The sequence below is a fragment of the Candidatus Villigracilis saccharophilus genome, assembly GCF_016711665.1.
The window spans coordinates 16944-41977 of the sequence record NZ_JADJSO010000052.1; the positions used below are offsets into that span (position 1 = coordinate 16944).

The following is a 25034-nucleotide window of genomic DNA, read 5'->3' on the forward strand; positions in this document are numbered from 1 at the left end:
AGTGATTGATAAATCTGCGAAAACCATGCAAAATGATTACTGAACATAGTTTGGAAGGGTTTCCGGCAAAACGGAGCATAAAGTATGAATAATTTAATGGAATTAATTTCAAAAAATGAAGACTGGGTATTAAGACGGGTGGTGGAATATGCCAAAGTTCATGAATACACCCGCTATACTTCGACCCTTATCGAAGCATGGCGCATTTCAATTGCATCACTTAATATGGCCATGTTCAATGCCATCAAGACCAATGATGTCATTGAACCTCCCAACTTGGAGGATAAATTCAACGAATCTGCCATCGATAAATTCAGCATCGAAGAAGTTCACAAACATCGTGCGCGGGGTATTACGCTTGGAATGTTTCTTGGTCTGGTGAAATATTATCGGCGCAGTTACTTTGATATGATTCGCGAACAAAACTTTGACATCCGGGAAGAGCGTGAATACCTGGCTTTTTTGGAAAATTTCTTCGACCGATTTGAAGTTGGATACAGTGTTGAATGGAATTCACTGAACGATAATCAGGCTGTCGATGAATTACGAAACCAGAACCGTGTTCTGACCAATGAAAAAAACAAATACCTAACCATTTTCGAAAGTCTTTATGATCCAGTCATTCTACTGGATCGCAACAATAACATCGAGAATATCAACCAGGCTGCTGCTGAATTATTCCAGGAATATGATCTTCCCGCCCATCGCTATTACGATCAAAAGCCTGCCAATACTGCCTTTCCCTGGCTGGCGCAGGAAATCACGGTCTTTTCCCAGAGCCGTGAGCAGGAAATGATCATCGTCAAATCCATGCAAACTTTGCTGGGCGAGCGTCATTACCAGGTCAAAATGAAACGGATGCAGGATTTTAGCGAAAAATATCCCGGCACAGTCGTCATCCTGAACGATTTAACCGAACGCATGAAAAAAGAGGAAGTGATCACCTTAAACCGTGCCATCCAGCGCTGGGTCAACACCCTGGTCGACCTCAGCCGCCGTATCTCAAGCGGGATGGACATTGAAGAGATATTGTTGATGTCGATGGAATCTGTATATAACCTCACCGAACCAGAGGTGGCCGTGCTTGGAATGTGGGAACCCGAACATGAACAATTCCGCATCAAATACCAGGTCACCGGACAAGGCCTTGAGAAGACCGATTTTGTATTCTCCTCCGATGATCTAAAAGTTGTTAGTGAAGGGCTTGTGTTTCCCATACAGCAGAAAAATATCGGACATGTTTTCCCCATTCTGTTAAAAACCAATGAACAGGTGATTGGCGGATTGTGGATCGGTCGCGCACAAAATGTGCCATTCACTGCCTCGGACAAAATGGTGCTCGAAAGCATTGCCCAGCAAATTTCAATTGCCATCGAACACGCTTTGATGACGGCACAAATTCAATCTGGCGCAATTGTCGAGGAACGTGCACGCCTGGCTCGTGAAATGCATGATGGGCTTTCACAGATACTTGGCTTTCTCAGTCTGGAAATGCAGTCACTTGAATTGCTGGTGCATCAAGGCAAGATTGATGAGACCCTTGCTGAACTTCATCTTGCCCGTACACGCATCCGCGACGCACAAGCTGAGGTGCGTGAAAATATTCTTAACCTGCGAACAGCATTGTCCAAAGACGGCGAAGCGATCCCATTCTTGTGTGAATATATTCGTGAGTTTGGTATGCAGACAGGCATTGAAACTCATATTGAGCAGGAGGGCGAGCAAAAGACCAGCCTGCTGCCAATTTGTGAGGTTCAACTGGTGCGCATCATTCAGGAGGCGCTCACCAATATCCGCCTGCATGCGGATGCCAACAATGTCTGGGTCAAGTTTTATTCCAAACAGGGAAACCTGTGTGTTGAAATTATTGACGACGGCATTGGTTTCATTGAGACGACCCTTAAGAAACATTTTGGATTAAAGTCCATGCGCGAACGGACAGAGAGCGTGAATGGCAAACTGACAATTGATTCACGGCCAGGTCACGGAACCCATATTACGCTATGCCTGCCCCTGATCGAACGCGTAGCCCATTCTCGACAGGAGATATTAAATGCCCAAGCAACTGCCGCTTAAGACTCTGGTAGCTGATGATCACCGCCTGTTCAGGCAGGGATTGATCTCCTTGATGAACGCGCGCCCTGATTTATTGACAGTGATCGGTGAGGCGGAACACGGCGCGGAAGCTGTGGAGATGTGTGAACGGCTACGCCCTGATCTTGTGATGATGGACATCCTCATGCCTCAAATGGATGGTCTGCAGGCTGCCAAGAGGATTTTGGAAAACCATCCAGACACTGCCATTATCATTCTGACGGCATCCAGATCAAATGAACATTTGGAGGAAGCAATCGGGCTGGGAGTGGCCGGTTATCTCTTGAAGAATCTCGATGCCAGTGAATTGTTTGATCTCGTGCTTGGCGTGACTCATGGGGAAGTGGCTGTTACTCATGCCACTGCTGCTCGGGTAATGAAAAATATTGGGTTTGGGCGCAATCGAACTTCCAATCCATCAGAGCAAATCACTGCCAGAGAATTGGAAGTTTTGAAATTGGCCGCGCTCGGGGTCAGCAACCCGCAAATTTCAGCACGATTACAAATTTCCGTGAACACAGTTAAAGCACACATCAAAAGCATCTTCGAAAAACTAAATCTCGAAAATCGTACTCAACTAGCTGCTTATGCAATTCACAAAGGGCTGATCACCCAGGAGGATGATCTGCAAGACTACCCGATTGGGTAATAAAAAAATGGTCTGATGGCAGGATGCGCAGAACCAGCAGAAAGGTTAAAGTAGTTGTGAAAATTATCGCAAACACTTCCCACCTACTGCGGAGTCTCCATGTCCACCTTATCAAACCAGTTCGAACAACTTAGTCTTTTTTTCTTTGCAGGGGATGCGGATGAGATGATGATTCCTTATTTCGAATTAGGCATTACTCCACCGGTTGACAATTGGTCAGCGGTGGAGTTTTCATTTAATCACCTTTTTGTAGGTCCACGCGCAGTGCTGGCTCCACCCTATGCTTCGATTTATATCGAAGGAGACAGCGCGCGCCTGATGGGCGAATCCACTCATAAGATACGTCAGTTATATGAAATAATCGGCCTGACCTCTCCCTGGCTGAATAAAATACCCGACGATCATGTTGCCCTGGAACTGGATGCGCTCTGGCAGATCGAATCCGTCCTCGAAAAAGTGGACATCCCTCAATTACGGGATGTGCGCGAATACCTGCTGACTCACATGCAAGCCTGGGTGCCCAAGTTTGTTAATCGGATCCAGGCTGTGGACGATGTCCATCCGGCCATCCTGGCGGTTGCTGAAAAATTGAAATCCACAATTTTTGCAGAAGAAACAATGACGGCGATGCATGTCGCCGCTTGATAAACACGAAAGGAGTTATTCTTATGCAAGACAAAAGTAGTTCAGGCAAGAAGAACATCCAGCAGATGCTGGAAAACAAGGTCTCAAGGCGAGACTTTCTAAAAATGCTGACGGCCGTTGGCGCCATCGCTGCCCTGCCGGGAACCGGTCTGCTCCGCAGGGGACCCAGTGCGGCTACTTTGAGTAGCGGCGGATATGAAGGCAAAGATGCCTATCAGGTCTTCCACAATGCCTGCCCGCGCAATTGCTACGACACCTGCAGCATTTTGAGTTACGTGAAAGACGGCGTGCTCAAATATGTTGAAGGCGATCCCGCCTCGACATTCACCAGAGGCGGATTGTGCGTCAAGGGATATTCCTATCCTCGGTCAGTCTATAGTCCTGACCGGATTAAATATCCCATGAAACAGGAAGGACGCGGCTCCGGAAACTGGAAACGTATCTCCTGGGACGAGGCGCTCGATACCATCGCCAAAAAGGTTCTTGAGATCAAGGAAAAGGATGGCAGTTTGCTCGGGATGGGAATGACTAAATATTCTGGCAACTTTGGCATCACCCATTACGGAGTGGAAGGCATGATGTCCTCCCTCGGGTACACCACCCGTTTCGTAGGCACACCCTGCTGGCCGGCCGGCATTGACGCCCAGAATTTTGACATGGGCAATATGTGGTGCAACGATCCTGAGGATATGGTTAACAGCAAGTACATAATTGTCTGGGGCGCGAACCCGTGCACGAACTCGATCCATTCGATGAAGTACATCAATGAAGCCAGACGGCGCGGCGCCAAGATCGTTGTGATAGATCCGATCTTTACTCAGACCGCTGCCAAGGCGGATGAGTACTGGGAGATCAAACCCGGCATGGACGGTGCCCTTGCGCTCGGCATGGCACGTCATTTGCTCGACCTGAAAATGGAAGACCAGACTTGGCTCGATGAAAATGCAGAAGGATATTCTGAATTCGCCTCCTACTTACGTCGTGAGATCACCGTGGATTGGGCAGCTGAACAATCGGGCATTCCCGCTGAACGGATTAAACAGATTACTCAGGAATTCGCCTCTGTCAAACCCGCCACCATCTGGGCTGGCTATGGCCTGCAGCGCCATGTCAACGGCGGCGCAAACGTCCGCGCGATCGATGCCTTCGTAGCCATGACTGGCAACATTGGTAAAGTCGGCGGTGGCGCGCGTTATGGACATCTTTTCACTTGGGGATTTAATTACAACGCCCTTGTGCAAAGCGCCCCCGAGGGTTCCGTTGGCTATACTGGCGTAACCGGTCCAATGGGTGAATTTGATACAGGTCAAGGCGGGGCTGCCGCAACTTACACCGACCGCGCATTCAATATTAACAAGATTGCGCAGGAGATCCTTGACGCCAACGATCCTCCCGTTCGCATGTTATGGGTTGCCAATAAGAACGTGCTCAGCCAGGACTTTGACCGCAACAAGATCATTGAAGCCTTCAAGAAATTGGAACTGATCGTGGCCGTCGACCTGTTCTTTAACCCGACCGTCGAGCAGGCTGATATCGTGCTGCCGACCACTACCTTGTTTGAAGATTGGACCGTGAATGTCTCATACTGGCATTACTGGATGTCCATCAATGAACAGGCCATCGCCCCAATGTATGAAACCAAATCGGATATTGAGATTGCCTCCGCGCTTTCCTCCAAACTCAATAGCATGCAAGCCGGTTCCTGCACCTTCCCTGAGAACATCGATCCCAAGGAAATGATGGTTAAGGAATTCAATGATGGCATCTATTCGCTCTTTGGCATCAAATCCTGGGAAGATCTAAAGGAAGGCGCACACAAGGCTCAGTTGGCTTCATCCGCCTCCTGGTCTGATAACAAATTTGGCACACCCTCGGGAAAGTTCGAGTTCAAATCAAAACTCGCGGAGGAATACGGTCATACGGCGCTACCTAAATTCAAGGAAGCGCGCGAACCCTACGCTACCTATCGCCTTCTCACCCCGCATTCCAAGTACAACCTACACTCACAATTCCAGAATTTGGATTGGATGTTGGACTACAACCCTGAACCGTTGGTTTACATCAACCCGCGTCTGGCGATTGAAAAGGCAATCTCCGATGGTGACATGGTGCGTGTCTACAACAAGACCGGTGAAGTCAAACTTAAGGTCAGCGTTAGCGATATCGTGCCCGCAGACACTCTCCTGATGTATGAAGGTTGGTACGGTCAGAAGAATTCCTTCAATGTAAATATTCTCGTGGATGACACCTCTTCGGATATGGGCAAGTTCAAGACTGGCTCCCCTGGCGTCGCCCTCCATGATCAATTTGCCGAAATCGAAAAGGCATAGGAGATAGCAAATGACTAGATACGCTTTTTCCGTCAACGCTGAGTTGTGCATCGGTTGTTCCTCATGCGCAATGGCTTGCAAAAACCAATACAACCAGGAACCGGGCATGGTCTGGCGCAAGTTGTATCCTCTCAGTGAAGACATTTATCCACATCGCGACCGCGCATTTTACTCGCTGGCCTGCAATCACTGCGACCAGCCCGCCTGCCTTGAAGGCTGCCCGGTCAGCGCGTACACACAACGCGAAGATGGCATCGTGGTTCACAACCAGGATGTCTGCATCGGCTGCCGCAACTGTCTGCGCAACTGTCCGTTTGGCGCACCGCGCTATAACGAAGCTGAAGGCCATGTTGAAAAATGCAGCATGTGCTGGGAACGTATTGACGAAGGACTGCTGCCTGCCTGTGTGCAAGCCTGCCCGACCAATGCCTTGACTCTGGTGGATCTCGACACCTTCGATGAAACCGGCACCCTGCAATTTCCGCCCGGTTTCCCACATCGTGAAGATGTTGGACCATCCACACGTTTCAAATTACCTGCCGCTCCCGTTGTTGTTCGGAGGGATGTATAAAATGGAAAATCTAGAACTTCCGCTCGTCCTGTTTACCCTGTTGACCCAAATGGCCGTCGGCATGGCGATCTTCGCTGCCCTGCGCCAATGGACTGTCGTTGAGGGACCTACGATCAAAACTCGCAATGAATGGATCACTGTCCTGGTGCTGATCGGCTTGGGAGTCTTTGCCGCCTTCTTCCATCTAGGAAAACCATTTGGCGCTATCCGAATGTTGACCAACCTGGGCTCTGCCTGGCTTAGTCGTGAAATTCTCAGCTTCGGTCTGTTCGGCGCACTGACCGCCTTCACATTCTACATGGTATTTACCAAAGCTTCTAAAGGCTGGCTTTTCAAAGTGACGGCCCTGATCGGTCTGCTGGCTGTTTTCTCAACCGGCATGGCTTATGCTTCCGCGGGCTTGGATGCCATTCATAATGTTCTGCCCCTGGTCTTCTTCCTGCTGACCGTTTTCACACTCGGACCAGCGCTGGCTTCATATTTTGTGGAAGAGAACTCACAGTCCCTGCTGCGCTCCATCCTCGAGCCAAGCCTGCTGGCGAGTCTAATCGTCCGTTTCAGCTTCCCCTTTGTCTGGCTCTCAGGCAGTGAGGTGATGCGCGCAAGCGGGCAGAACTTCATGTCTTCACCGTTGCATTGGATCCAGATCGCCGCGCTTCTCATCGGATTCATCGTCGTACGCCGCAGCAAAGGCATTCCGACCTGGCTGCCCATTCTTTTACTGGTCGGTGAACTGTTGGGACGCGTAGCATTCTTTTCCCTAGTAGTCTCATCGGGTTCCAATATCGGTGGGCTGTATTAAAATATTATAAACAAGGGGCTTGCCGTCACGGGCAAGCCCCTCACTATCGAGGTCTCATGTTTGGACTTGGACATACTGAACTACTCATCATTCTGATTATTGTCGTATTGCTCTTTGGAGCCGGACGGATCGGGAAAATTGCGGGCGAACTTGGTATGGGCATCCGTTCCTTCAAGGATGGGATGAACGAGACCAAGGAGAACGACGTATCGCAATAAAGGTCGCCATACTCACCCAAATTTGACTTTTCATGAAATTTAAGAATCGATTGATCTTTTGTATTGTTTTGATGTTGCTGGCAGCAGGCTGTGCAGCCAGCGCCGATTCAACAAAAGCAGAACAGAGCATACAATCTCCTACACCGTCTCTTGTGCCAGCCACGCAAACGCGGTCTTTTTCTGTCGGGATCGCAGCCGGCGAAAGCAACGGCTCATGGTATGAATTGGCAGATGCACTTGGCAGACAGATGACAGACAGCCTTCCAAATGTCCGGGCTACGGCGCAAGCTACCGACACCGTCATGGAAAATCTGAAATTGCTGACATCCGGCAAGGCTGGACTGGCTTTCGGCTATGATTATCATGTCATTCTCGCCAACCAGGGAACGCTTGCGGGTGCATTCCCCAAGGCCGAACCTGAAAAACTTACAATCAAATGCGGCGTAGAAATCACCCGACCCTCATTCCCGGAGTATGCTCAGGCGGCGCGAATTATCATGGCTTTACATGAAGAGCACTTGCTGATCGTTACCACCGAAGCTACCGGCATTTCCACCTTGATTGACCTGAAAGGCAGGCGCCTTTCAAGCGGACTGGCAAACAGTGGAACCGAAGAACAAGCCGTTTATGTCTTGAAGGCCCTGGGATTGGATTGGGACACGGACTTCAAACATGAACAAATGGGGTTGGCTGATTCCATCGCAGCCCTTAAAAACGGATCGATCGACGCGTTTTTTTGGAGCGGAGAAGCATCCACCGCCTTGATTGATCTTGAATCTGTGCCGGATCTGAAAATAAAATTATTATCCATTGACGGAGAGATTGCAGAAAAGATATTGCAAGCATATCCACAAGTCTTTCACAAGAGCAGATTGACCGGCTCCTCCTTTGGATTGGACACCGACGTGGACACTTTAGCAGTTACAGTTGTGCTGACGGCCATGCAGGAATTTCCAAACGACCTTACCCGCCAGATCATCTCAATGATCATTGATGGCAGACTCGACCCTGGCGGCTTGACAGCTGAACTTTCATTGGCACAATTAAAGCCTGAAGCACGAGCCTACCTGCATGAAGGCTCGATTGAGTACTTCAAGGAACAAGGTCTCTCAAAGTAGCCGATCGATTGATTTGCGACAGAATTGTCGGTGACACATATCACTGAACCTGAACTAAACAGTACGCTACATTATAAAAACTATCTCTCCGAAGTCTGCCGAGCCTGTGGATAAACTCCGTGGCCAACAGACCCGACCATTTTCTAAATGGTCCAGGTGATTGTGGAAACACCTTCATCCCCCGTATTTGGAAAGGAGACGCGCCCAGATTAATTCAAGCCGTCTCTTGTTTGAGATGGCTTTTTGTTTTTCTGAACTGAGGCATAGAATGAACACAAAAACTCTTTCTCAATTACTTGACCTCTCCGCATCATCGCACAGTCACTTATGCCCGCGCCAGATCCTCGGCGTGCGCATGGGGATGCACGCGGGCGATTTACTAAATCTACCCTTGCCGCAACATGATAAGCGTCTGCTGGTCATCACAGAAACCGATGGCTGCTTTGCGGATGGACTTTCAGCGGTGACCAATGCGACCGTCGGACATCGCACTATGCGCGTCGAGGATTACGGAAAAGCTGCTGCTGTTTTCGTAGACACCCAAACTGAACAGGCGATTCGGATCGCCCCTGCTACTAATATCCGCCAACTGGCTTGTGGTCATGTTCCTGAAGAACAGCGTCATTATTTTGCGCAAATGAAGGCTTATCAAACCATGCAAGCAGAGATCATGTTCAATGTGCAAACAGTGCTGCTGAGTGTTTCCCTGCGAGCCATTCTTTCCCGCCCAGGTATTCGCGTGGAGTGTGAGGTTTGCGGTGAGGAGATCATGAACGAACGCGAGATTATACAGAACGGTCTGACCCTTTGCCGAGCCTGTTCTGGGCCAGCCTATTACCGGAACCCTGTTTCAATCCCTGTCTATGAGCAAATGACTGCATGAGTATGAATCTACTTTCGGCGCTCGTCCTTATCATTGCCATGCTGTATTCAAGTGCGGGGTTTGGCGGAGCATCCGGCTACCTGATTGCCATGAATTTCTTCGACCTGCCTGCGGCGGTCATGTCAAGTTCTGCGTTGGTGCTGAACATTGTTGTCTCTTCCATTTCATTTACAAACTATGCGCGTGCCGGACATTTTCGTCTGCGCTTATTGCTGCCATTTTTGATCACCTCCGTCCCAGCTGCATTCATCGGCGGGACCATGAAGATTTCAGAGCAGACCTATACCACCCTGCTTTATATCGTTCTCACCTATCTTGCGCTTCGCATGGTCTTGTTCCCAACTCTAACAGAAGCACCACATTGGAAGCCGCAGCCTGTTCCCAGGTGGGCGGCTTTAGCCAGTGGTGCCGCCATAGGTCTGCTCTCCGGTATGCTCGGGATCGGCGGTGGGATTTTCCTTTCCCCACTCATTATCCTAATGCAATGGGGCAACACAAAGCAGGCAGCGGCATCAGCGGGCGGTTTTATTGCCATCAATTCGATCAGTGGATTGATTGGCCGCTTTTCGAACGGCACATTGGAATTTGGCACGTTTGGGGTTTCCATGCTCATGGTCGGTTTGCTCGGCGCGCTGATCGGCAGTCAATTAGGCGCGATTCGGTTTTCCGGCGCTGGCGTTCGGCGCGCTCTGGGAACAGTTCTTAGCATTGCATCTGCAATCTACTGGATTAATTTTCTTCGATGACTCCCACAGACCGATATATTCTTGTGTGTGGCGCAAACGATATCGGCTCTGCGGTTGCACATTGCCTATTTAGATCTGGCTACCCAGTGGTCATTAACGAAGCGCATCAACCGACAACCACACGCCGCAGAATGTCTTATACAGATGCGATCTTCGATGGACATGCTGTGCTCGAAGAGGTTGAGGCAAAAATAATAAGCGAAAGTACTCTTTTGCGGGATGCCCTGGCTGCTCATCAACACATCCCTGTAGTTTTGGATGATTTTTTCGGACTTCCGCCTACGATACTTGTGGACGCGCGCATGCGCAAGCACTCACATCCTGAGTCTCAAATTCACCTGGCCGCCTTAACCATTGGGCTGGGACCTAATTTCATCGCGGGTGAAACCACCCACCTGGTTATTGAAACTGCCCGTGGCGATTCGCTCGGACGAATTATTGAACAAGGCTCGTCTAGGCCATTGCAGGGGGAACCAATCGAGATCGAGGGTCATGCGCGTGACCGTTATGTGTACGCACCACTCGCTGGCACTTTTCACACATCACTTCAAATTGGCGATCAAGTAGAAAGTGGGCAGGAAGTGGCGCGCATTAATACAACACTCCTTTATGCACCCATCCCCGGCATCCTACGCGGGCTGACTCATGATGGTGTGCCCGTGACTCAAAAAACAAAAGTCATTGAAATCGATCCACGCATCGGGCAGGCGCAAGTTTCTGGGATTGCTGAACGTCCGGCCCAAATTGCGCAGGGAGTTTTACAAGCCATTCAGGAATGGGAAGAAAAATATGTTCATTGATCCATTTGGACGCACCATTGACTATTTGCGTATCTCACTCACAGACCGCTGCAATCTGCGTTGTGTCTATTGTATGCCGCAGGAAGGGTTGCGCCGGCAGCCCCGCTCCGAACAATTGACAGTGAATGAAATTGTTCGGGTTGTTGAAACTGCCGCACAGGGCGGCGTAAAGCGTGTCCGCCTCACGGGCGGGGAGCCATTGGTTCATCCACATATCGTCGAAATCGTACAACGCATTTCATCCATTCAAAATATCGAAGAGGTGAGTCTCACTACAAATGCCATGCTGCTTGAACGGTTTGCCCAGCCGCTTGCCGATGCAGGCTTGACACGTATCAACATTAGTTTGGATACTTTGGATGTCGACAAATTTAAGAGAATCACGCGCGGGGGAGAGATTGACCGCGTCTGGCAGGGAATCTCAGCCGCCGAACATGCGCATCTTTCGCCCCTCAAGCTGAACACTGTGATCGTGCGCGGACTCAACACTGACGAATTGCCCGCACTCGCGCGCCTGACAATGGAACATGCGTGGCACATCCGCTTTCTAGAAATAATGCCGATCGGCAACTCCGGGGATTGGGGGAACGGATTTCCTGCGCCGCAAAATCGCTATGTCTCGGTTCAAGAAATGCGCGACCAGCTTTCAAGGTTCGATCTTCAACCCGAATCTACTCCCATTGGGAATGGACCTGCGCGAACTTTTCGTATTCCCAATGCGCTCGGCACAGTGGGCTTCATTTCGCCGCTGGGCGAACATTTCTGTCAGAACTGCAATCGCTTGAGATTAACCGCTGATGGAAGATTGCGTTCATGCCTTGTCATTGCCAATGAAATTTCCCTGCGGGATGCAGTACGAAACGGAAAGCCTCTTGAAGAGTATTTTACTCAAGCCATTGCACAAAAACCAAAACAGCATGACATGATGGCTGCCATACCGGCTGATCCCCAGCGTGGCATGAGCCAGATCGGTGGTTGAAATGATCCAAGTAACAACTCTTTTCTTTGCAACCCTGCGTGACCGTGCGGGAGTTAGATCTTTTGAAATGGAAATCCCAACCCAAACCAGCGTTGCAGAGTACAAAACCATCTTGATCGAAAAGGTTCCTGCGCTCGCAGACCTGTTGGGACATGCGCTGATCTCGGTCAACCAGGAATATGCATTTGATGAAACAATGATTCTAAATAATGCAGAGATCGCATTATTTCCCCCAGTATCAGGCGGTTAATTAACCATGAAACATCCGACTATTTATTCCATCACTGAAAACGAAATAGACTTGAATGACCTGCTCGCACAGATTACGCTAGCATCCACAGGTGCGGCAGCCATTTTCACAGGGATGGTACGCGGGATCACTTCCCGGGATAATCCTCACGAAACTATGTATTTGGAATATGAAGCCTACAAGCCTATGGCAGAAGCCAAGATGAAACAGGTGGCAGACGAGATTCGTGATCGCTGGAACAGCATTGAGGGGATCGCGATCATTCAGAGAATTGGGCGGTTATATCCACGAACTCCGACCATCTTGATCGCCTGTACATCCGCGCACCGGGATACGGGGGTATTTGATGCAGCGCGGTATGGGATAGATCGCCTAAAAGAAATAGTGCCCGTCTGGAAAAAAGAAGTTTTCCCAAACGGGGAAGAATGGGTAGAAGGGGAGTACATCCCAAAACCTGGGGAATAGAAAAATTCGAAATCAACTGTTCTGTTTATTTCTTGGCAATAGAGATAGGTTGAAGACATATATCGTTGCCACAAATCTGTTTATGTGATTCTGATTATTCGTAACTACTCAGCTGTTTAGAGAGATAAAAGCAGAAATATAAGAACGGCCCTCAAAAGCGGCAAATAAAACATCGAGGACAGACCAATCATTTTTCCGAGCATTAGAAATACACCCGCCAATAGAGGAGAAGGTTTCAGATCCATGATCTGAACGAAAGCACCCCGATATCTTCTGCTTGACTTTCATCATGCGTAGATCGTGTTTTGCCTGATTGTTGTCAAACGGCACATTAAAATCAGGTAGTGGGTCAAAGCACATGATTATGAGTAATCGCCAGATTGTTTTCGACAAGGAACCAGCGTATCACCAAATGGTGTATATACTCGACCTTAGAAAAAGATAAGGTCTTGCGGACATATCTGCTAAGCGTTGGCGTAGAGTGCAATTCCAGCGTTCCATATGAGCGGTCTCGCCCTGTTCTGGCTACTTACTCATCCATCAGATTTTTTTGGATTTTTGGCTTTAATCTTGTTTGATCATAGTGATCGGGGGTGCGCTGATCAATGCCCTGATGCAGTCGCTCCTGATTGAAGTATGACGTGTACTCCGTAGCTACCCGCTGTAAATGCTTATCATCATAGATCAGAATATGATTCATGCATTCTCTGCGTAAACTGCCCATGAACCTTTCACATCCCCCATTCGCCTCGGGCGTTCGATACGGTGTCTTCACCTCTTTGATACTTCCGGCTACTGCTAAAAAGTGTGCCGCATATTTTTTATAGTGGTCACGAATAAAATATTTCGGACCTTGACCCCAAGGTGTCGCTTCTCGTAGCTGTTGTGCCATCCATTTATCAGTAGGGTATTTTGTTACTCTTGTATGTATTATCCGCCGTGTTCTCAGTTCCATCACCACAAATACATACCATTGCCGAAACAACCAATCATACACAACAGTAAAGTCGCATGCCCAGATGCCACTGGCTTGATTCTTCAAGAATGTTGCCCAATTTTGGCCCGAAGAACCCGTTTTCTTTTCCTTCGGCATGTATCTCTGGACTGTTCGTTTACTCACTTCTATCCCCAGCTTCAACAACTCACCACGGATTCGCTCTGCTCCCCACAATTGATTCTCTTTCGCCATCTCTTGAATCAAAGCGATTGTTTCAGGCGATATCTTTGACTTGCCTTGCGATTTTCTCCGCCAATAAAATTGAAACAACTCACGATGCCAGCGTAATAAAGTATCCGGTTGAACGATATGCAGGGCTTGTTTCCAGAATGCAGTAAAGTGCGATAAAAACACTAGGCGAAAACGATCAGGATTGCTTAGCTGTGGTTGTTTGATCTGCCGTTGTAGCACGATCAATTGTTGGCGCAACAATGCATTTTCTACAACCAGATCGGTATGGCTGCGAGTCAAATCTGAAAGTATGCCAACGATTAGGACTGAAGATGCCGGTTTTGTCCAATGTTTGATGCGTTCTTTTAGCCAGTCAAGGAATTTTCCCATCATGCTACTCCCAGATAATTATGAAACGAGGTTAAAGTAGCATGATAATCCCCTTTTACCTCTTAAATCCGAGCGGATGAGTAAGTAGCCAGCACAGGTAGGGGTGATTTATAACTAAAAGACGGAAAAATTTAGGTATCAGACAAATTTGAAATCCACTGCTCTGGCTTTGGATTCAAAAGGCTGAACCGTTTACAATCAAGCCCAATGTACCTTCATCTCACCACCCATTCCGCATTTTCCTTGCAGGAAGGATTGACTGCCCCCGTCGATCTTGTTCAAGCCGCGCAGGCGAGTGGCATGTCTGCACTTGGCCTTACCGATCACAATCTGCTCACCGGCGCCATTGAGTTTATAACAGCCTGCAAACAGTATGGCATTCAACCTGTTCTCGGGCTGGAGATCGACCTGGATTATGGTCCACTCAATCTGCTTGCCACCAGTCTCGAAGGCTGGTCCAATCTCTGTCGGTTGAGTAGCGCGCTTGCCCTGCAGGAAAGCCCAGAAGCCGTATGTTCCCTGGATATGCTCTCGACCTATTCAAAAGATTTGATCGCACTGAGCAGCAATCCAAAATCACTCAAGGAGATTTTTCAGGATCGTTTGTACGTAGCTTTGCAAGATCCCGCCAAGGCTGCTTCTCTCTCAGACATTGCAAGTAAATTGGTCTTGCCCACAGTAGTTACCCATTCGGTGTATTACCTTCGCCCTGAACAAGCTATTCTGCAGCGGACTCTCACAGCCATTCGCCTGAATAAAAATGTTGACGGCTTGCCAGATCACGCCATCGTACCATCCGATGCGTATTTCATGAGTTCGGATGAAATCGAATCACGTTTCGAGGAATTTCCTGAAGCGCTCAAAGCTACAACGGAAATCGTGGAACGCTGCAAATTCAATCTGCCGATCGGTGGATCGCAAATGCCGACTGTTCCCTTGCCGAATGGCATCACCGCAGCTCAACATTTGCGAAATAAAGCGATAGAAGGTGCGAAGCAACTCTATGGCGAGGTCACGACGGTCATCCAGACTCGCCTGGACCACGAGCTGGATACCATCGCCCGCATGGGCTTCGAACCGATCTTTCTGATCGTGGAAGATATCATGGATTTTGCCCGGAAAACCGGGGTTCCATTTTCTTCGCGTGGTTCAGCAGCTTCCTCTCTCGTAGCGCACTGTTTGGGGATCACCAGTCCGGATCCAATACGATTGAATTTATATTTCGAGCGCTTTTTGAATCCGGCCCGCAGTACCCCGCCCGATATTGATACCGACCTATGTTCGCGCCGCAGAGATTCAGTCATTCAACATGTCTTTGATACGTATGGAGCGGAACGTGTCGCAATGGTTGGGACGATCAATCGGTATCGTCCGCGCTCAGCACTGGGGGATGTCGCCAAGGCGTATGGACTTGAGCCTGCGAAAGTCCGCGAACTTGCCAATCAATTGCCACATTCATGGTGGGCACGCCTTGAAGAAGGAGAGGAAGGAAAAGACCCGCCGTCTCCCTTTGCAGAATTGCGCGCCGCCTATCCATCAGAGCCTTATCAAACCATCTTCGATGAGTCCGAAGCCATCTTGAAACTGCCGCGCCATCTTTCGATGCATCCGGGCGGTATCATCGTCGCCCCCGCTATACTGACCGATCTCGTACCTGTCATGCGCTCGGGAGGGAAGGGCGTTGTCATCACACAACTGGATTTGGAATCAGTGGAGGCTTTGGGACTCGTGAAGATCGACCTGTTGGGCATCCGCGGTCTGACAGTTCTGGGAGACGTGGCGGAATTTGTTCAAGAGAGCCAACCGCATCAGTTTATCTCTGCGCTGGCAGTTTTAGATTCGACCCCAGCCGATGACCTGGCAACTGCCCAACGCATTGAAAAGGGTGAAACGATCGGCTGCTTCCAGATCGAAAGTCCGGGTATGCGCGCCACCTTGCGCGAGATCCATGCGCGAAGTGAAGATGACATCATGGCTGCGCTGGCTTTGTATCGACCTGGACCGCTCAGCGGTGGACTCAAGGATGCCTTCGTGCGCCGCTTCAAAGGGGAAGAGAAAGTCAAACACCTGCATGCCAGCCTCGCGCCGTTGCTCGATGAGACTTTCGGAGTCATTTTGTATCAGGAGCAGGTTCTGCAGAATCGCAAATGAACTTGCAGGTTTTAGTCTGGCAGAAGCGGACCTGTTGCGACGGGCGATGAGTCATTTTGATCCAGGTAAAAGATGCAGGAGTTGGAAAAGAAGTTTGTCGGCCAGGCACAGGAAAAAAGCGGCGTGCCACTGGAAATCGGTGGACGAATTTGGGAAATGATGGCGGCCTTTGCCGGCTATGGGTTCCCCAAGGCGCATGCCGCTTCGTATGCGAGGGTAGCCTGGCGTTCAGCCTGGTGCAAATCGTATTTTCCATCTGAGTTCATGGCGGCGGTATTAGCCAATTGGGGCGGGTATTACAGCCAGCGCGTTTATCTCAGTGAGGCACGCCGAATTGGATTGACAGTTCGCCCGCCGCACGTGAATTATTCCGGGCATAATTTTTCAGTGAGTAAACTTTTAGATTCTGATGAACGTGCGCTTTTCATGGGCCTGGATCAGGTTAAAGGAATTAACCAGCGGACGATTAAACGTATCATGCAATTCTCACCCTTCGTTTCTCTCGAAGATTTTTTGACTCGGGTTGATCCACGGGCTCAGGAGGCTGACAATCTTGCGCGGGTTGGTGCATTGGATGGGTTGGGGAAAATTCCTGCGATACTCAGGCGATTGCAAAATGGCGGTTGGCAACAAAACCAGATGAGTCTGTTTGATTGGACAGACACCAGCGAAGAAGATTGGACTTTGGAGCAAAAGGTACATGAGCAATTGGACATCCTCGGCGCCAGCCTCGATGCTCATCCGCTTGAGTTGGTATCAGAGAAAATCGTTGGGGTTGGTGCGATCACGACTTTGGATGCTGTTGAAAGGATCGGGCGCAGGGTGACGGTTGCCGGCGTGAGACAGACTTCCCATCGGAGTCGGACAGCAAAAGGGGATTCGATGTTGTTCCTGACTCTGGAAGATCTATATGGAACATTGGATGCGATCCTGTTTCCAGATGTGTATCGTCATGCCAAACTCATCATCGATTCAACCCAACCTTTTTTGATCACCGGCGTGATGGAGATGGATACAGAACGCGGGGAACCCTTCTTGAGGGCGGAGAAAGTTGTATCAGTGGGATAAATGAAAAGTATTCTTGCAGGTTTCTTGCCTCAAGAATATTGATATTCCAGCTCGAAGTAGCGCAAACGCACAATATTTTCCAGGAAAAATATGAACGATTCCAGTTGTATATTGTACAAGAAGTAAATCTTTGAAAAAGCGCTGATGCGTCCGTCGGTTGGCTTCGATTTTGAAAGTTCAAAGTGATCAGGGATCCGCTGTTCAATCCCCTGATGCGGCCTTTCTTGATTAAAGTATGCCGTGTATTCTGTGGCCACATGCTGTAAATGCTTTTCATTATGGATCAGAATATGATCCATGCATTCTCTGCGTAAACTGCCCACGAACCTCTCACAAACCCCATTCGCCTGGGGTGTTCGATACGGTGTCTTCAACTCTTTGGTACTTCCGTCTGCCGCTGAAAAGGGTTTCGCATATTTGTTATCCCGATCACGAATTAGATACTCCGGTCCTTTCCCCCAAGGTGTTGCTTCCCGTAATTGTTGTATGGTCTATTCATCAGTCGGGTACTTTGTCACTCCTGTATGCACGATCCGTCGCGTTTTCAGTTCCATCACCACAGTGAAGGATATAGCCAATCATGCAGCTCCCGAAAAGTTATGAGCGTAAAACAGCATGATAATCTCTTTTATCGCTCAAATCCGGGCGGATGAGTAAGTAGCCAGCACAGGGTACGAATGCGCTTTTCTGGTGTCTGGCAATGTAATCCCTTGAAGGTTTCATCGTGCTCATCCTCATCTTCAATTGCAATTATATGTTATACTTTTATATACAAAAGTATAACAACAAGGAGCGTCAATATGGTTCTGACAATTTCAAACAAAGGTTGGGTGGTTATCCCGGCCGAAATGCGAAAAAAATATAACCTTGTGCCCGGCACAGAGGTAATGCTTGTTGATTATGGTGGCGTACTAACCATCGTACCTGTTATAGCTGACCCCATCAAAAAAGGACGCGGCTTCTTAAAGGGACAGACTTCGTTATCTACTATATTAAAGAAAGACCGTGAATTCGAAAAAAAGCGCGAAAAGAGGCTTACTCATGCATGATCTGCCAGCCTACGTCTTGGATTCTTTTGCTTTCATTGCGTACCTGGAAGATGAGCCTGCAGCGCAGCGTGTTCAAAAAATACTAAGAGACGCTGAAGAAAATAAATGCAAAGTATATATTTCGATTATCAATTTGGGAGAGATACTATATAGTGTGGAAAGGAATAATGGATTGGCGAAGACGCATGAAGCGCTTGCCCTTATTCAAAGCCTCCCCATTGAAATTCTTCCTGCAGATAACCAAACGGTTCTTGCCGCTGCTCACATCAAAGCTAATCACCCTATTTCATATGCAGATGCCTTTGTAGTGGTTGCTGCTCAAAAAATAAATGGTACGATTATGACCGGGGATCCAGAATTTGAAGAGGTTACCAACCTTGCTAAAATCGAATGGTTGAAAAAAAGAAAGTAAACATGCACTTGTCTCATGAGTGGACATCCGTCTCGACTTTAACGAAATCCCCCATCTATTGCTTGACAGTCTCAGTGTCCCCGCATAGAATGGGCAAGTCTTTATAGGAAAAGCACCTAAAAATACTCAAAATCAACTCATAGTCAGTAGGTAAATAGTTACGCTTCGCGGGTACGATTCCCGTCGGGACCGCCAAGAATAAATGAAAAAACCGCCATTTTAGGGCGGTTTTTTTGTTTATTCTGACCAGTTTTAGCGTAAAAACAGGGCTGAAAAATAGTTACGCACCGCGAGTTCCATTATCGGGCATCTTTGAACGAACCCGCGATCCAGACCTTGCTTTGATACTGTACAAATCCAAATCAGTCAAGGAAACTATGCGTTTGCATCATGGCTGTAGCAAAGTCAGGAAAAAGGGGTAACCAGGAGGGCAAAAGCCTGGGAAAGATGCGCGGCAAAAAAACGTCTTGCTTGTGCTGCATTTAGAAAGCCAGACTGACGGATCAATGCCAAGATAAGATTGTTGATATTTGACATCACTCTTGCGCCGTTGCCGATTATGAATCGGGTTGCATCTTCTTTTAGGGTAACATCACGCCGATAGTGGGAGCCTGTCTCAATTCCCCAATGAGCGCGGCGAATTTCCAAGAGTTTCATCGGCGCAGCTTTTTTGCGTGATAAGCTAGTAATTCCAAATTCGACTTCACAGGAGGTTTTATAACAAACTCCTTTTCGCCACCACTGGAATTCACGTTCGAGCCGATAGACTTGAGCTAACCCGGGCCAAGCCGCATAGGTATTAAGCATTTCGCTAGTTGTCAAAGTTCGTTTTTCAATGCGTCCATGACCCTTATTAACTTTTTGTGCTTGATGGAAATCTGCTTGGATTTTTCCAAACCCGTGCTTGGGATATTCAGGTGCAAAGAGGGATTGGATGTTTTTGTACAGATTGGATTGGTTTTCTTTCACGGGAAAAACATAGTCGCCTTTTTCATCCAAGATAGTTTGCGCCAGGCGTTTTTGGGTGTGTAAAGCGTCCCCTGTAACTACTTTCCCAGCAATTTTCGCCAATTTTATAGCTTGAGGTGCCTTGGTGATCTCGTTTTCTTTACTCCCAACTTCCACTTGCGCTATAGTTTTCCCGGCCTGCACATCATATACACTCAGGGCATATTCCGAGGTGCCATCTTCGCGCTTCAACATGCCCAATAAGGCTTTGCCATCCAAGGCACAAATGTCGCCACGTTCGCCACTTTGATTGTATTCCCCCACCATTCGTTCTATTTCCGTTTCATACACTTTATATGCCAAGAGCCGTCGATAGGTGCTTCGTTCTGGCATGCGTTTTGGTTGGATCAGTAGCAATGCCTCTACTTCATCCTGATGGTGAATCCCCCATTCCGCAATGGCGGTGGGTGAATCCGCTCCACTCAATTTCGCCAACAACACAATCATCAATAACGTTGTCAGGCTATACCTTTTTCCTCTCGCTTTCCTCTTATCTGTCAGGGTTTGTAACCGACCATATACGCTCCCTTTATCATAGACCACCCCTTCTGCGCTAATTTCTTGCTCCTTGCCAATCGTGCTATACTCCATTTAGATCCTCCTCGTTATTTGCTGGTTTTGTCACTCGCAATTTTACCGAGAAGGATCTTATTTTTTACTTCTTGTCAATCGACTTTGCTACAGCCATGGCGTTTGCATTTCTCCTTTTTTCTATAACGGATGAGCTAAAATTGCCTAGCCAGGTCAAATCACCTTCTTTAACTGGTCGATACTGTTCATGACACCTTGAGACGAGACTTGTATCTGATTCAAGACTGTCTGCGCTTTATCGCCGCCTCGTTTGGTAAAAGTTTCAACATATTCCTTGAGCAGATCATGGAATTTTTTATGGTGGGATTCGATGGCGATGAATTCCCGAGTTTCACCATATTCAATCTTCCCAACACCGTAATACCAGCTGCCGAAGGAACAATTGGTATGAGATGGGATTTCTTCAGCCTTTATGATCTTCCCACCTTTTTGCATTTCAGTCACTTTCCTGACCCAATTGGCATGCGCTTGTTTGCACGTGTCAAGTTCGGCTAAAAGTTCGTTTCTGCTGTTGTTATTAGTGAGCTTAAATCTTATAACAACTTCTTGTAATTTCTGAGCCATCTCCATCAGGGAAGTGGCGGAGGCGGAAACTTCCTCGACCTGGGCGGAAACTTCCTCGGTGGAGGCGGAGACTTCCTCGACAGATGCGCTGTTCTCTTCGCTGACACTGGCGATGTTCTCGATGGCCTGGGTCAGTTCGGAGGAATTGGCAGCCATCTCTTCGGTGGCGGCGGTGTTCTCTTCGATCACGGCTGAGACCGCGTCCACCGCTTCGACCAGTTCAGCGGCGGCGGCGCCGACCTTGGCGGCGGTGTTGCCCGCCTCTTCCGCCTGCTTGTAAACGGATTCCGCCGCACCGAGGATGTTATCGAGCACCTCGCCAGCCGAGTGAGCGCGTGTCACACCCAGCTCGACTTCCTGAGCGGAGGCTTGCATGGCGGTCACGGCTTCACTGACGGTCTTCTGGATGCCCTTGATGAGGGCAGCGATCTCTTTTGTGGCGAGGCTGGAGCGTTCGGCCAGTTTGCGGACCTCATCCGCCACGACCGCGAAACCCTTGCCCTGTTCGCCTGCTCGGGCGGCTTCTATGGCGGCGTTGAGCGCCAGCAGATTGGTTTGAGAGGCGATGTCTTCGATGGTCTCAACGATGGCACCGATCTCCTCGGAGCGGGTACCCATCTCTTCGACCTTGGTGGCGGAGAGACCGACCTTGGAGCGGATGGCTTCCATGCCGTTGATGGTTTCCTTGACGGTCTTGGCGCCGTCGCGGGAGTAGGTGGCGGCTTGAGCGGAGTCACGGGTGACAGCCTGCGCATTGGCAGCGACCTGTTCGATGGCGGCGTTGATGCGGGAGGTGATCTGTGAAGCCTGTGAGATGGCTTTGGCTTGTTCCTGAGCGCCCTTGGCGACGCCGTCAATGGCGCGTCCCATCTGTTCGACGGAGGCGGAGGTCTTGGTGACGCCTTCGGTCTGCTGGGCGGTGCCGAGCGCGACCTGTTGAATGGTGGTGGCGATCTGGCTGGTGGCTTCGCCGGATTGTTCGGCGGCGGTAGTCAGTTGGGAGGCAGCGATGGAGACGGAGTTTGCGCCTTCTGCGATCTGGCTGACGGCATCGCGCAGACCGGCGATCATCTTGGCGAAGGAGTTGCCAAGCTCATCTTTATCAGATTTCGGGGTAACTGTAGTGGTCAGGTCGTTTTGAGAAATGGCGGTCGCGGATACGCCCATGCCCTGCATGTAGTTGATCAGCGCATCGAAGGCTTTTCCGATGTCGCCGATCTCATCCTCGCGCAGGCGCACTTTGTCTTTCTCTGCATCTTTCATATCGCGCACCAGGTCGCCGACCGACATTGCCTTGGCGATGTTCACGACGATGGATAACGGCACGGTGATACTGCGGCTGATGACGACCACAAAGGCGATCGCAATGATCACCCCAAAAATGCCCACCAGGATCAAGGTCATGCTGGAGGAGGAAAAAGTGGCTGTATTCTCAATCGACAGTTCTTCGGCCAACCCGGCATTGACCTCGACGATCGCCTCCATGGCTGTGCCCACTGCTTTGCGGGAGTTGGAGGCCTCACCCCCGTCGGTGATGCTGGTGATCGCGGCGTCCATGTTGCCGCTATCCACATTCTTCATGACAGCATTCACGGCATCATGATAGACGGGCCAGGTCTTGTCGAATTCCGCCAGGGCCGCCTTTCTCTTTTCACCAAGTTCGCCGGCACGGTAGGTATCCATCAGCCCTTCGATCGTCGTGATATCCCCTTCGATCGTTTGTCTTGTGTCTTCGCGTCCTGCGGGGATATACGTGAATTTATACAGGTCTCCGCGCAGTTTCCATAACGCGGAATTGGCGGCGCTCACATCCCGGATCGGAATGGTCTGGTCGGTGTATAAAGATTCCGAACCCTGGTTGATGGTGTTCATGGACATGTAGCCCACAACTGCAATGACGATCATTAATACAACCACCGCGCCAAACCCCCCGATCAACTTCGTACTTGTCTTTAGATTATCCAGCCACTTCATCGTTCCCTCCAAAAAATTAATTAAACATCTGATAATACACAACCCGGAAGCTCTCCTGATCAGATCGGAGATAGTGAGTTCATATTTGTTCTGGTTTACAAGGATTTAGCATAAAATCAAACTAGAATCTAAAATTAAATCCATTGTATAAACAAATGAAAACTGTCACAATAAAATTGACAGTAAGAACAAATAAATATTACATAAATATTTTCCCTCATTCTTATGCGCCTAAATAGATCATCCTGGCATTGCAAATAGATCTTCCATTCTCACGACCTCTATGGCTCACTTGAGTTAAGATCGAAACACATGACTGCAATTTTGGCCAGGGCGTATTGTGTTCGTATGGCAGATCAACTCAGAACCGATTTCGATTATAGTTAATCCATAATGATTGTTTATTTTTGTCTGACTTTTAGTTCTACATAAATAAAGAATATTTTTCAACTTGGTATAAAAACACCAAATGCCAATAAAACTATTCACTGGAACCAGCTTTTTGCCGCACGAACGAACACACTCTCACACAAGAGAGAATACCCGAGGCCAAATTCAGGTTGTGCTTGCACTTCAAAATGATTCACGGAGTTCCTTATGTTCTTTGTAGACATGCCTTATCTCTCAGATTTTTTCAAACAGACGGTCCGGGATGGTTGTATTCCGGTGGTAGGCACGGAGATCGCACAGAAAATGGGCTTGTATGATGGCACAAATATCCTCAGCGAGGAAGCAGCGGTTGAAATGGTTCGTGCGATTGATTCGAGGGATCTCAGAATCTATACGACTTCCGAAAATGCGATCGGGTGGATAGCAGAACATTTAAGTTTCAGCGACCTTCCAGAAAAGATCGCGCTGTTTAAGAACAAAGTGAAATTCAGGGAATTGATGAAGCCCATCTTTCCAGATTTTCGTTTTTTGGAAATTAAACTCGAAGACTTGAAGAATTTTCAATTAGAAGACTTTCCTCTTCCATTTATCATCAAGCCAGCGGTCGGCTTTTTTAGCATGGGAGTTCACAAGGTGACAAGACGCGAGGATTGGTTTCCTACCATCGACGTCATTGTCGAAGAAACGAGAAAAAATAAAACCTTATTCCCTGAAGCGGTATTGAATGCCAGCTCATTTATCATTGAAGAATGTATCAATGGTGATGAATATGCCTTTGATGCTTATTTCAATTCAAGCGGCGAACCTGTGATACTGAGCATTCTTAAACACACCTTCTCTTCAGATACAGATGTCAGCGACAGGGTCTATACCACCTCAAAGGAAATCATCGAGAAAAACCTCGCTGATTTCACACTTTTTACAGACAGGATTGGGAAACTGGCCCAGCTAAAAAATTTTCCAGTCCATATCGAGGTCAGGCGCGATCAAGGTGTATTAATGCCCATTGAAGTAAATCCCATGCGATTTGGCGGCTGGTGCACAACAGCAGACATATCCTTCATGGCATTCGGTTTCAATCCCTATCAATATTATTTTTCACAGAAAAAACCAGACTGGTTCGAAGTACTTCGAGGAAAAGAAGGGAAACTTTTCAGCCTCATTGTCTTGGATAATTCAACCGGTATAAACGTGAATGACATCACTGCTTTTGATTTTGACAGGCTGCTTTCAAATTTTGAAAAACCGATGGAGCTAAGAAAGATAAACTATAAAGAACATCCTGTTTTCGGATTTTTGTTTACAGAAACCAGGGAGGATAATTTTTCAGAATTAAAATATATTCTGGATTCAAATCTGGCAGAGTTCGTCTCATGCAGCGATACGGTCCCCTAACGGCTTGATCCTGTTCATATCCTGTTTGAGAGGGAAGAAAGTACCAAATGACTTGCTTTCCCAGCCTCGGATTTCTGAAAATCTTTGTATGTATAGTTAATTGACCTTCAGGTTACGAAAACTGCCTTTAACACGTCAAAAAGTTATACACCGCAAGTTCTATCCCCCGTCTGAACCAAAAAACTGCCATAAAAAGGTCAGTTTTTTTGCTTTTTTACCAGGTCTAGCACAAAAACAGATATAAAAATAGTGTTGTCCGCGAGTTCCATCATAACAAAGCACGCGATTGCTGCGCCAAAGCCAACCCCGTAATAAAAAACGCAA

At 48.4% G+C, this 25034-nt stretch carries 22 protein-coding genes, 1 pseudogene and 1 riboswitch; of the genes and pseudogenes, 19 read left to right on the top strand and 4 right to left on the bottom strand.

Annotation, left to right across the window (positions count from 1 at the left end; translation table 11 throughout):
* The first annotated feature begins 84 nt into the window (after positions 1 to 84).
* From IPL17_RS16320 to IPL17_RS16385, 14 genes are all read left to right on the top strand, one after another.
* Complete coding sequence (locus IPL17_RS16320) at positions 85 to 2076, top strand: ATP-binding protein (protein ID WP_345308144.1); 1992 nt, start codon at positions 85 to 87, stop codon at positions 2074 to 2076.
* Positions 2054 to 2743: a response regulator transcription factor gene (locus IPL17_RS16325; protein ID WP_345308145.1), complete on the top strand. Its 690-nt coding sequence runs from the start codon at positions 2054 to 2056 to the stop codon at positions 2741 to 2743. The genes IPL17_RS16320 and IPL17_RS16325 overlap by 23 nt, the downstream gene beginning before the upstream one ends.
* 99 nt (positions 2744 to 2842) lie before the next feature.
* Positions 2843 to 3388: a molecular chaperone TorD family protein gene (locus IPL17_RS16330; protein WP_345308146.1), complete on the top strand. Its 546-nt coding sequence runs from the start codon at positions 2843 to 2845 to the stop codon at positions 3386 to 3388.
* Positions 3389 to 3453: 65 nt separating this feature from the next.
* A complete protein-coding gene (locus IPL17_RS16335) occupies positions 3454 to 5718 on the top strand; it encodes a molybdopterin-dependent oxidoreductase (protein WP_345308244.1) in 2265 nt (754 codons plus the stop codon).
* A gap of 10 nt (positions 5719 to 5728) precedes the next feature.
* Positions 5729 to 6289 (top strand): 4Fe-4S dicluster domain-containing protein, encoded by a 561-nt coding sequence (locus IPL17_RS16340; protein WP_345308147.1) that lies wholly within the window; start codon positions 5729 to 5731, stop codon positions 6287 to 6289.
* 1 nt (position 6290) lies between these two features.
* Positions 6291 to 7091 (top strand): DmsC/YnfH family molybdoenzyme membrane anchor subunit, encoded by an 801-nt coding sequence (locus tag IPL17_RS16345; protein WP_345308148.1) that lies wholly within the window; start codon positions 6291 to 6293, stop codon positions 7089 to 7091.
* 56 nt (positions 7092 to 7147) lie between these two features.
* Positions 7148 to 7309 carry a twin-arginine translocase TatA/TatE family subunit gene (tatA, locus tag IPL17_RS16350; protein ID WP_345308149.1) on the top strand — a complete coding sequence of 54 codons (162 nt, stop codon included), beginning with the start codon at positions 7148 to 7150 and terminating at the stop codon, positions 7307 to 7309.
* Positions 7310 to 7341: 32 nt separating this feature from the next.
* Positions 7342 to 8427: a TAXI family TRAP transporter solute-binding subunit gene (locus IPL17_RS16355; protein ID WP_345308150.1), complete on the top strand. Its 1086-nt coding sequence runs from the start codon at positions 7342 to 7344 to the stop codon at positions 8425 to 8427.
* Positions 8428 to 8501: 74 nt separating this feature from the next.
* Positions 8502 to 8641, top strand: a riboswitch (molybdenum cofactor riboswitch).
* Positions 8642 to 8695: 54 nt separating this feature from the next.
* The gene (locus IPL17_RS16360; RefSeq protein WP_345308151.1) at positions 8696 to 9310 is read left to right on the top strand and encodes an FmdE family protein; all 615 of its coding nucleotides are present in this window, start codon (positions 8696 to 8698) and stop codon (positions 9308 to 9310) included.
* 2 nt (positions 9311 to 9312) lie between these two features.
* Positions 9313 to 10056 (top strand): sulfite exporter TauE/SafE family protein, encoded by a 744-nt coding sequence (locus IPL17_RS16365; protein ID WP_345308152.1) that lies wholly within the window; start codon positions 9313 to 9315, stop codon positions 10054 to 10056.
* The gene (locus IPL17_RS16370) at positions 10053 to 10856 is read left to right on the top strand and encodes a hypothetical protein (RefSeq protein ID WP_345308153.1); all 804 of its coding nucleotides are present in this window, start codon (positions 10053 to 10055) and stop codon (positions 10854 to 10856) included. Before IPL17_RS16365 ends, IPL17_RS16370 begins: the two co-directional genes overlap by 4 nt.
* Positions 10846 to 11835, top strand: a complete 990-nt coding sequence (gene moaA / locus IPL17_RS16375; RefSeq protein ID WP_345308154.1) for a GTP 3',8-cyclase MoaA — start codon at positions 10846 to 10848, stop codon at positions 11833 to 11835. Before IPL17_RS16370 ends, moaA begins: the two co-directional genes overlap by 11 nt.
* 1 nt (position 11836) lies before the next feature.
* Positions 11837 to 12085, top strand: coding sequence for a MoaD/ThiS family protein (locus IPL17_RS16380; RefSeq protein WP_345308155.1), 249 nt, complete (start codon positions 11837 to 11839; stop codon positions 12083 to 12085).
* Positions 12086 to 12091: 6 nt separating this feature from the next.
* Positions 12092 to 12550, top strand: coding sequence for a molybdenum cofactor biosynthesis protein MoaE (locus tag IPL17_RS16385; RefSeq protein ID WP_345308156.1), 459 nt, complete (start codon positions 12092 to 12094; stop codon positions 12548 to 12550).
* 108 nt (positions 12551 to 12658) lie between these two features.
* Here the strand turns inward: IPL17_RS16385 and IPL17_RS16390 are convergent.
* Positions 12659 to 12880: pseudogene (locus IPL17_RS16390) on the bottom strand (transposase); the annotation flags it as partial.
* Between the two features lie 199 nt (positions 12881 to 13079).
* The gene (locus IPL17_RS16395) at positions 13080 to 14111 is read right to left on the bottom strand and encodes an integrase core domain-containing protein (RefSeq protein WP_345308157.1); all 1032 of its coding nucleotides are present in this window, start codon (positions 14109 to 14111) and stop codon (positions 13080 to 13082) included.
* Between the two features lie 204 nt (positions 14112 to 14315).
* Between IPL17_RS16395 and IPL17_RS16400 the strand changes: the two genes are divergently transcribed.
* From IPL17_RS16400 to IPL17_RS16415, 4 genes are all read left to right on the top strand, one after another.
* On the top strand, positions 14316 to 16259 hold the full coding sequence (locus tag IPL17_RS16400; protein ID WP_345308158.1) for a PHP domain-containing protein: 1944 nt from the start codon (positions 14316 to 14318) through the stop codon (positions 16257 to 16259).
* Positions 16260 to 16331: 72 nt separating this feature from the next.
* Positions 16332 to 17327, top strand: a complete 996-nt coding sequence (locus IPL17_RS16405) for a hypothetical protein (RefSeq protein WP_345308159.1) — start codon at positions 16332 to 16334, stop codon at positions 17325 to 17327.
* A gap of 800 nt (positions 17328 to 18127) precedes the next feature.
* Entirely contained in the window at positions 18128 to 18376 is a 249-nt protein-coding gene (locus tag IPL17_RS16410) for an AbrB/MazE/SpoVT family DNA-binding domain-containing protein (protein WP_345308160.1), read from the top strand.
* A complete protein-coding gene (locus tag IPL17_RS16415; RefSeq protein WP_345308161.1) occupies positions 18369 to 18788 on the top strand; it encodes a type II toxin-antitoxin system VapC family toxin in 420 nt (139 codons plus the stop codon). Before IPL17_RS16410 ends, IPL17_RS16415 begins: the two co-directional genes overlap by 8 nt.
* 405 nt (positions 18789 to 19193) lie before the next feature.
* Here IPL17_RS16415 and IPL17_RS16420 read toward each other — a convergent pair whose 3' ends face one another.
* Positions 19194 to 20387 (bottom strand): ISAs1 family transposase, encoded by a 1194-nt coding sequence (locus tag IPL17_RS16420; RefSeq protein ID WP_345308162.1) that lies wholly within the window; start codon positions 20385 to 20387, stop codon positions 19194 to 19196.
* Positions 20388 to 20540: 153 nt separating this feature from the next.
* Positions 20541 to 22925 (bottom strand): methyl-accepting chemotaxis protein, encoded by a 2385-nt coding sequence (locus tag IPL17_RS16425; RefSeq protein ID WP_345308163.1) that lies wholly within the window; start codon positions 22923 to 22925, stop codon positions 20541 to 20543.
* Between the two features lie 597 nt (positions 22926 to 23522).
* Between IPL17_RS16425 and IPL17_RS16430 the strand changes: the two genes are divergently transcribed.
* Positions 23523 to 24710 (top strand): ATP-grasp domain-containing protein, encoded by a 1188-nt coding sequence (locus IPL17_RS16430; RefSeq protein WP_345308164.1) that lies wholly within the window; start codon positions 23523 to 23525, stop codon positions 24708 to 24710.
* Positions 24711 to 25034 lie beyond the last annotated feature (324 nt).

Bases quoted from the DNA above. Each gene is read 5' to 3' on its own strand.
- IPL17_RS16360 (WP_345308151.1), top strand. From the start codon at position 8,696: ATGAACACAAAAACTCTTTCTCAATTACTTGACCTCTCCGCATCATCG.
- IPL17_RS16355 (WP_345308150.1), top strand. From the start codon at position 7,342: ATGAAATTTAAGAATCGATTGATCTTTTGTATTGTTTTGATGTTGCTG.
- IPL17_RS16395 (WP_345308157.1), bottom strand. From the start codon at position 14,111: ATGATGGGAAAATTCCTTGACTGGCTAAAAGAACGCATCAAACATTGG.
- IPL17_RS16330 (WP_345308146.1), top strand. From the start codon at position 2,843: ATGTCCACCTTATCAAACCAGTTCGAACAACTTAGTCTTTTTTTCTTT.
- IPL17_RS16335 (WP_345308244.1), top strand. From the start codon at position 3,454: ATGCTGGAAAACAAGGTCTCAAGGCGAGACTTTCTAAAAATGCTGACG.
- IPL17_RS16320 (WP_345308144.1), top strand. From the start codon at position 85: ATGAATAATTTAATGGAATTAATTTCAAAAAATGAAGACTGGGTATTA.
- IPL17_RS16430 (WP_345308164.1), top strand. From the start codon at position 23,523: ATGTTCTTTGTAGACATGCCTTATCTCTCAGATTTTTTCAAACAGACG.
- tatA (WP_345308149.1), top strand. From the start codon at position 7,148: ATGTTTGGACTTGGACATACTGAACTACTCATCATTCTGATTATTGTC.
- IPL17_RS16385 (WP_345308156.1), top strand. From the start codon at position 12,092: ATGAAACATCCGACTATTTATTCCATCACTGAAAACGAAATAGACTTG.
- IPL17_RS16420 (WP_345308162.1), bottom strand. From the start codon at position 20,387: ATGGAGTATAGCACGATTGGCAAGGAGCAAGAAATTAGCGCAGAAGGG.
- IPL17_RS16365 (WP_345308152.1), top strand. From the start codon at position 9,313: ATGAATCTACTTTCGGCGCTCGTCCTTATCATTGCCATGCTGTATTCA.
- IPL17_RS16410 (WP_345308160.1), top strand. From the start codon at position 18,128: ATGGTTCTGACAATTTCAAACAAAGGTTGGGTGGTTATCCCGGCCGAA.
- IPL17_RS16340 (WP_345308147.1), top strand. From the start codon at position 5,729: ATGACTAGATACGCTTTTTCCGTCAACGCTGAGTTGTGCATCGGTTGT.
- IPL17_RS16400 (WP_345308158.1), top strand. From the start codon at position 14,316: ATGTACCTTCATCTCACCACCCATTCCGCATTTTCCTTGCAGGAAGGA.
- IPL17_RS16380 (WP_345308155.1), top strand. From the start codon at position 11,837: ATGATCCAAGTAACAACTCTTTTCTTTGCAACCCTGCGTGACCGTGCG.
- IPL17_RS16415 (WP_345308161.1), top strand. From the start codon at position 18,369: ATGCATGATCTGCCAGCCTACGTCTTGGATTCTTTTGCTTTCATTGCG.
- IPL17_RS16405 (WP_345308159.1), top strand. From the start codon at position 16,332: ATGCAGGAGTTGGAAAAGAAGTTTGTCGGCCAGGCACAGGAAAAAAGC.
- IPL17_RS16345 (WP_345308148.1), top strand. From the start codon at position 6,291: ATGGAAAATCTAGAACTTCCGCTCGTCCTGTTTACCCTGTTGACCCAA.
- IPL17_RS16370 (WP_345308153.1), top strand. From the start codon at position 10,053: ATGACTCCCACAGACCGATATATTCTTGTGTGTGGCGCAAACGATATC.
- IPL17_RS16425 (WP_345308163.1), bottom strand. From the start codon at position 22,925: ATGAAGTGGCTGGATAATCTAAAGACAAGTACGAAGTTGATCGGGGGG.
- moaA (WP_345308154.1), top strand. From the start codon at position 10,846: ATGTTCATTGATCCATTTGGACGCACCATTGACTATTTGCGTATCTCA.
- IPL17_RS16325 (WP_345308145.1), top strand. From the start codon at position 2,054: ATGCCCAAGCAACTGCCGCTTAAGACTCTGGTAGCTGATGATCACCGC.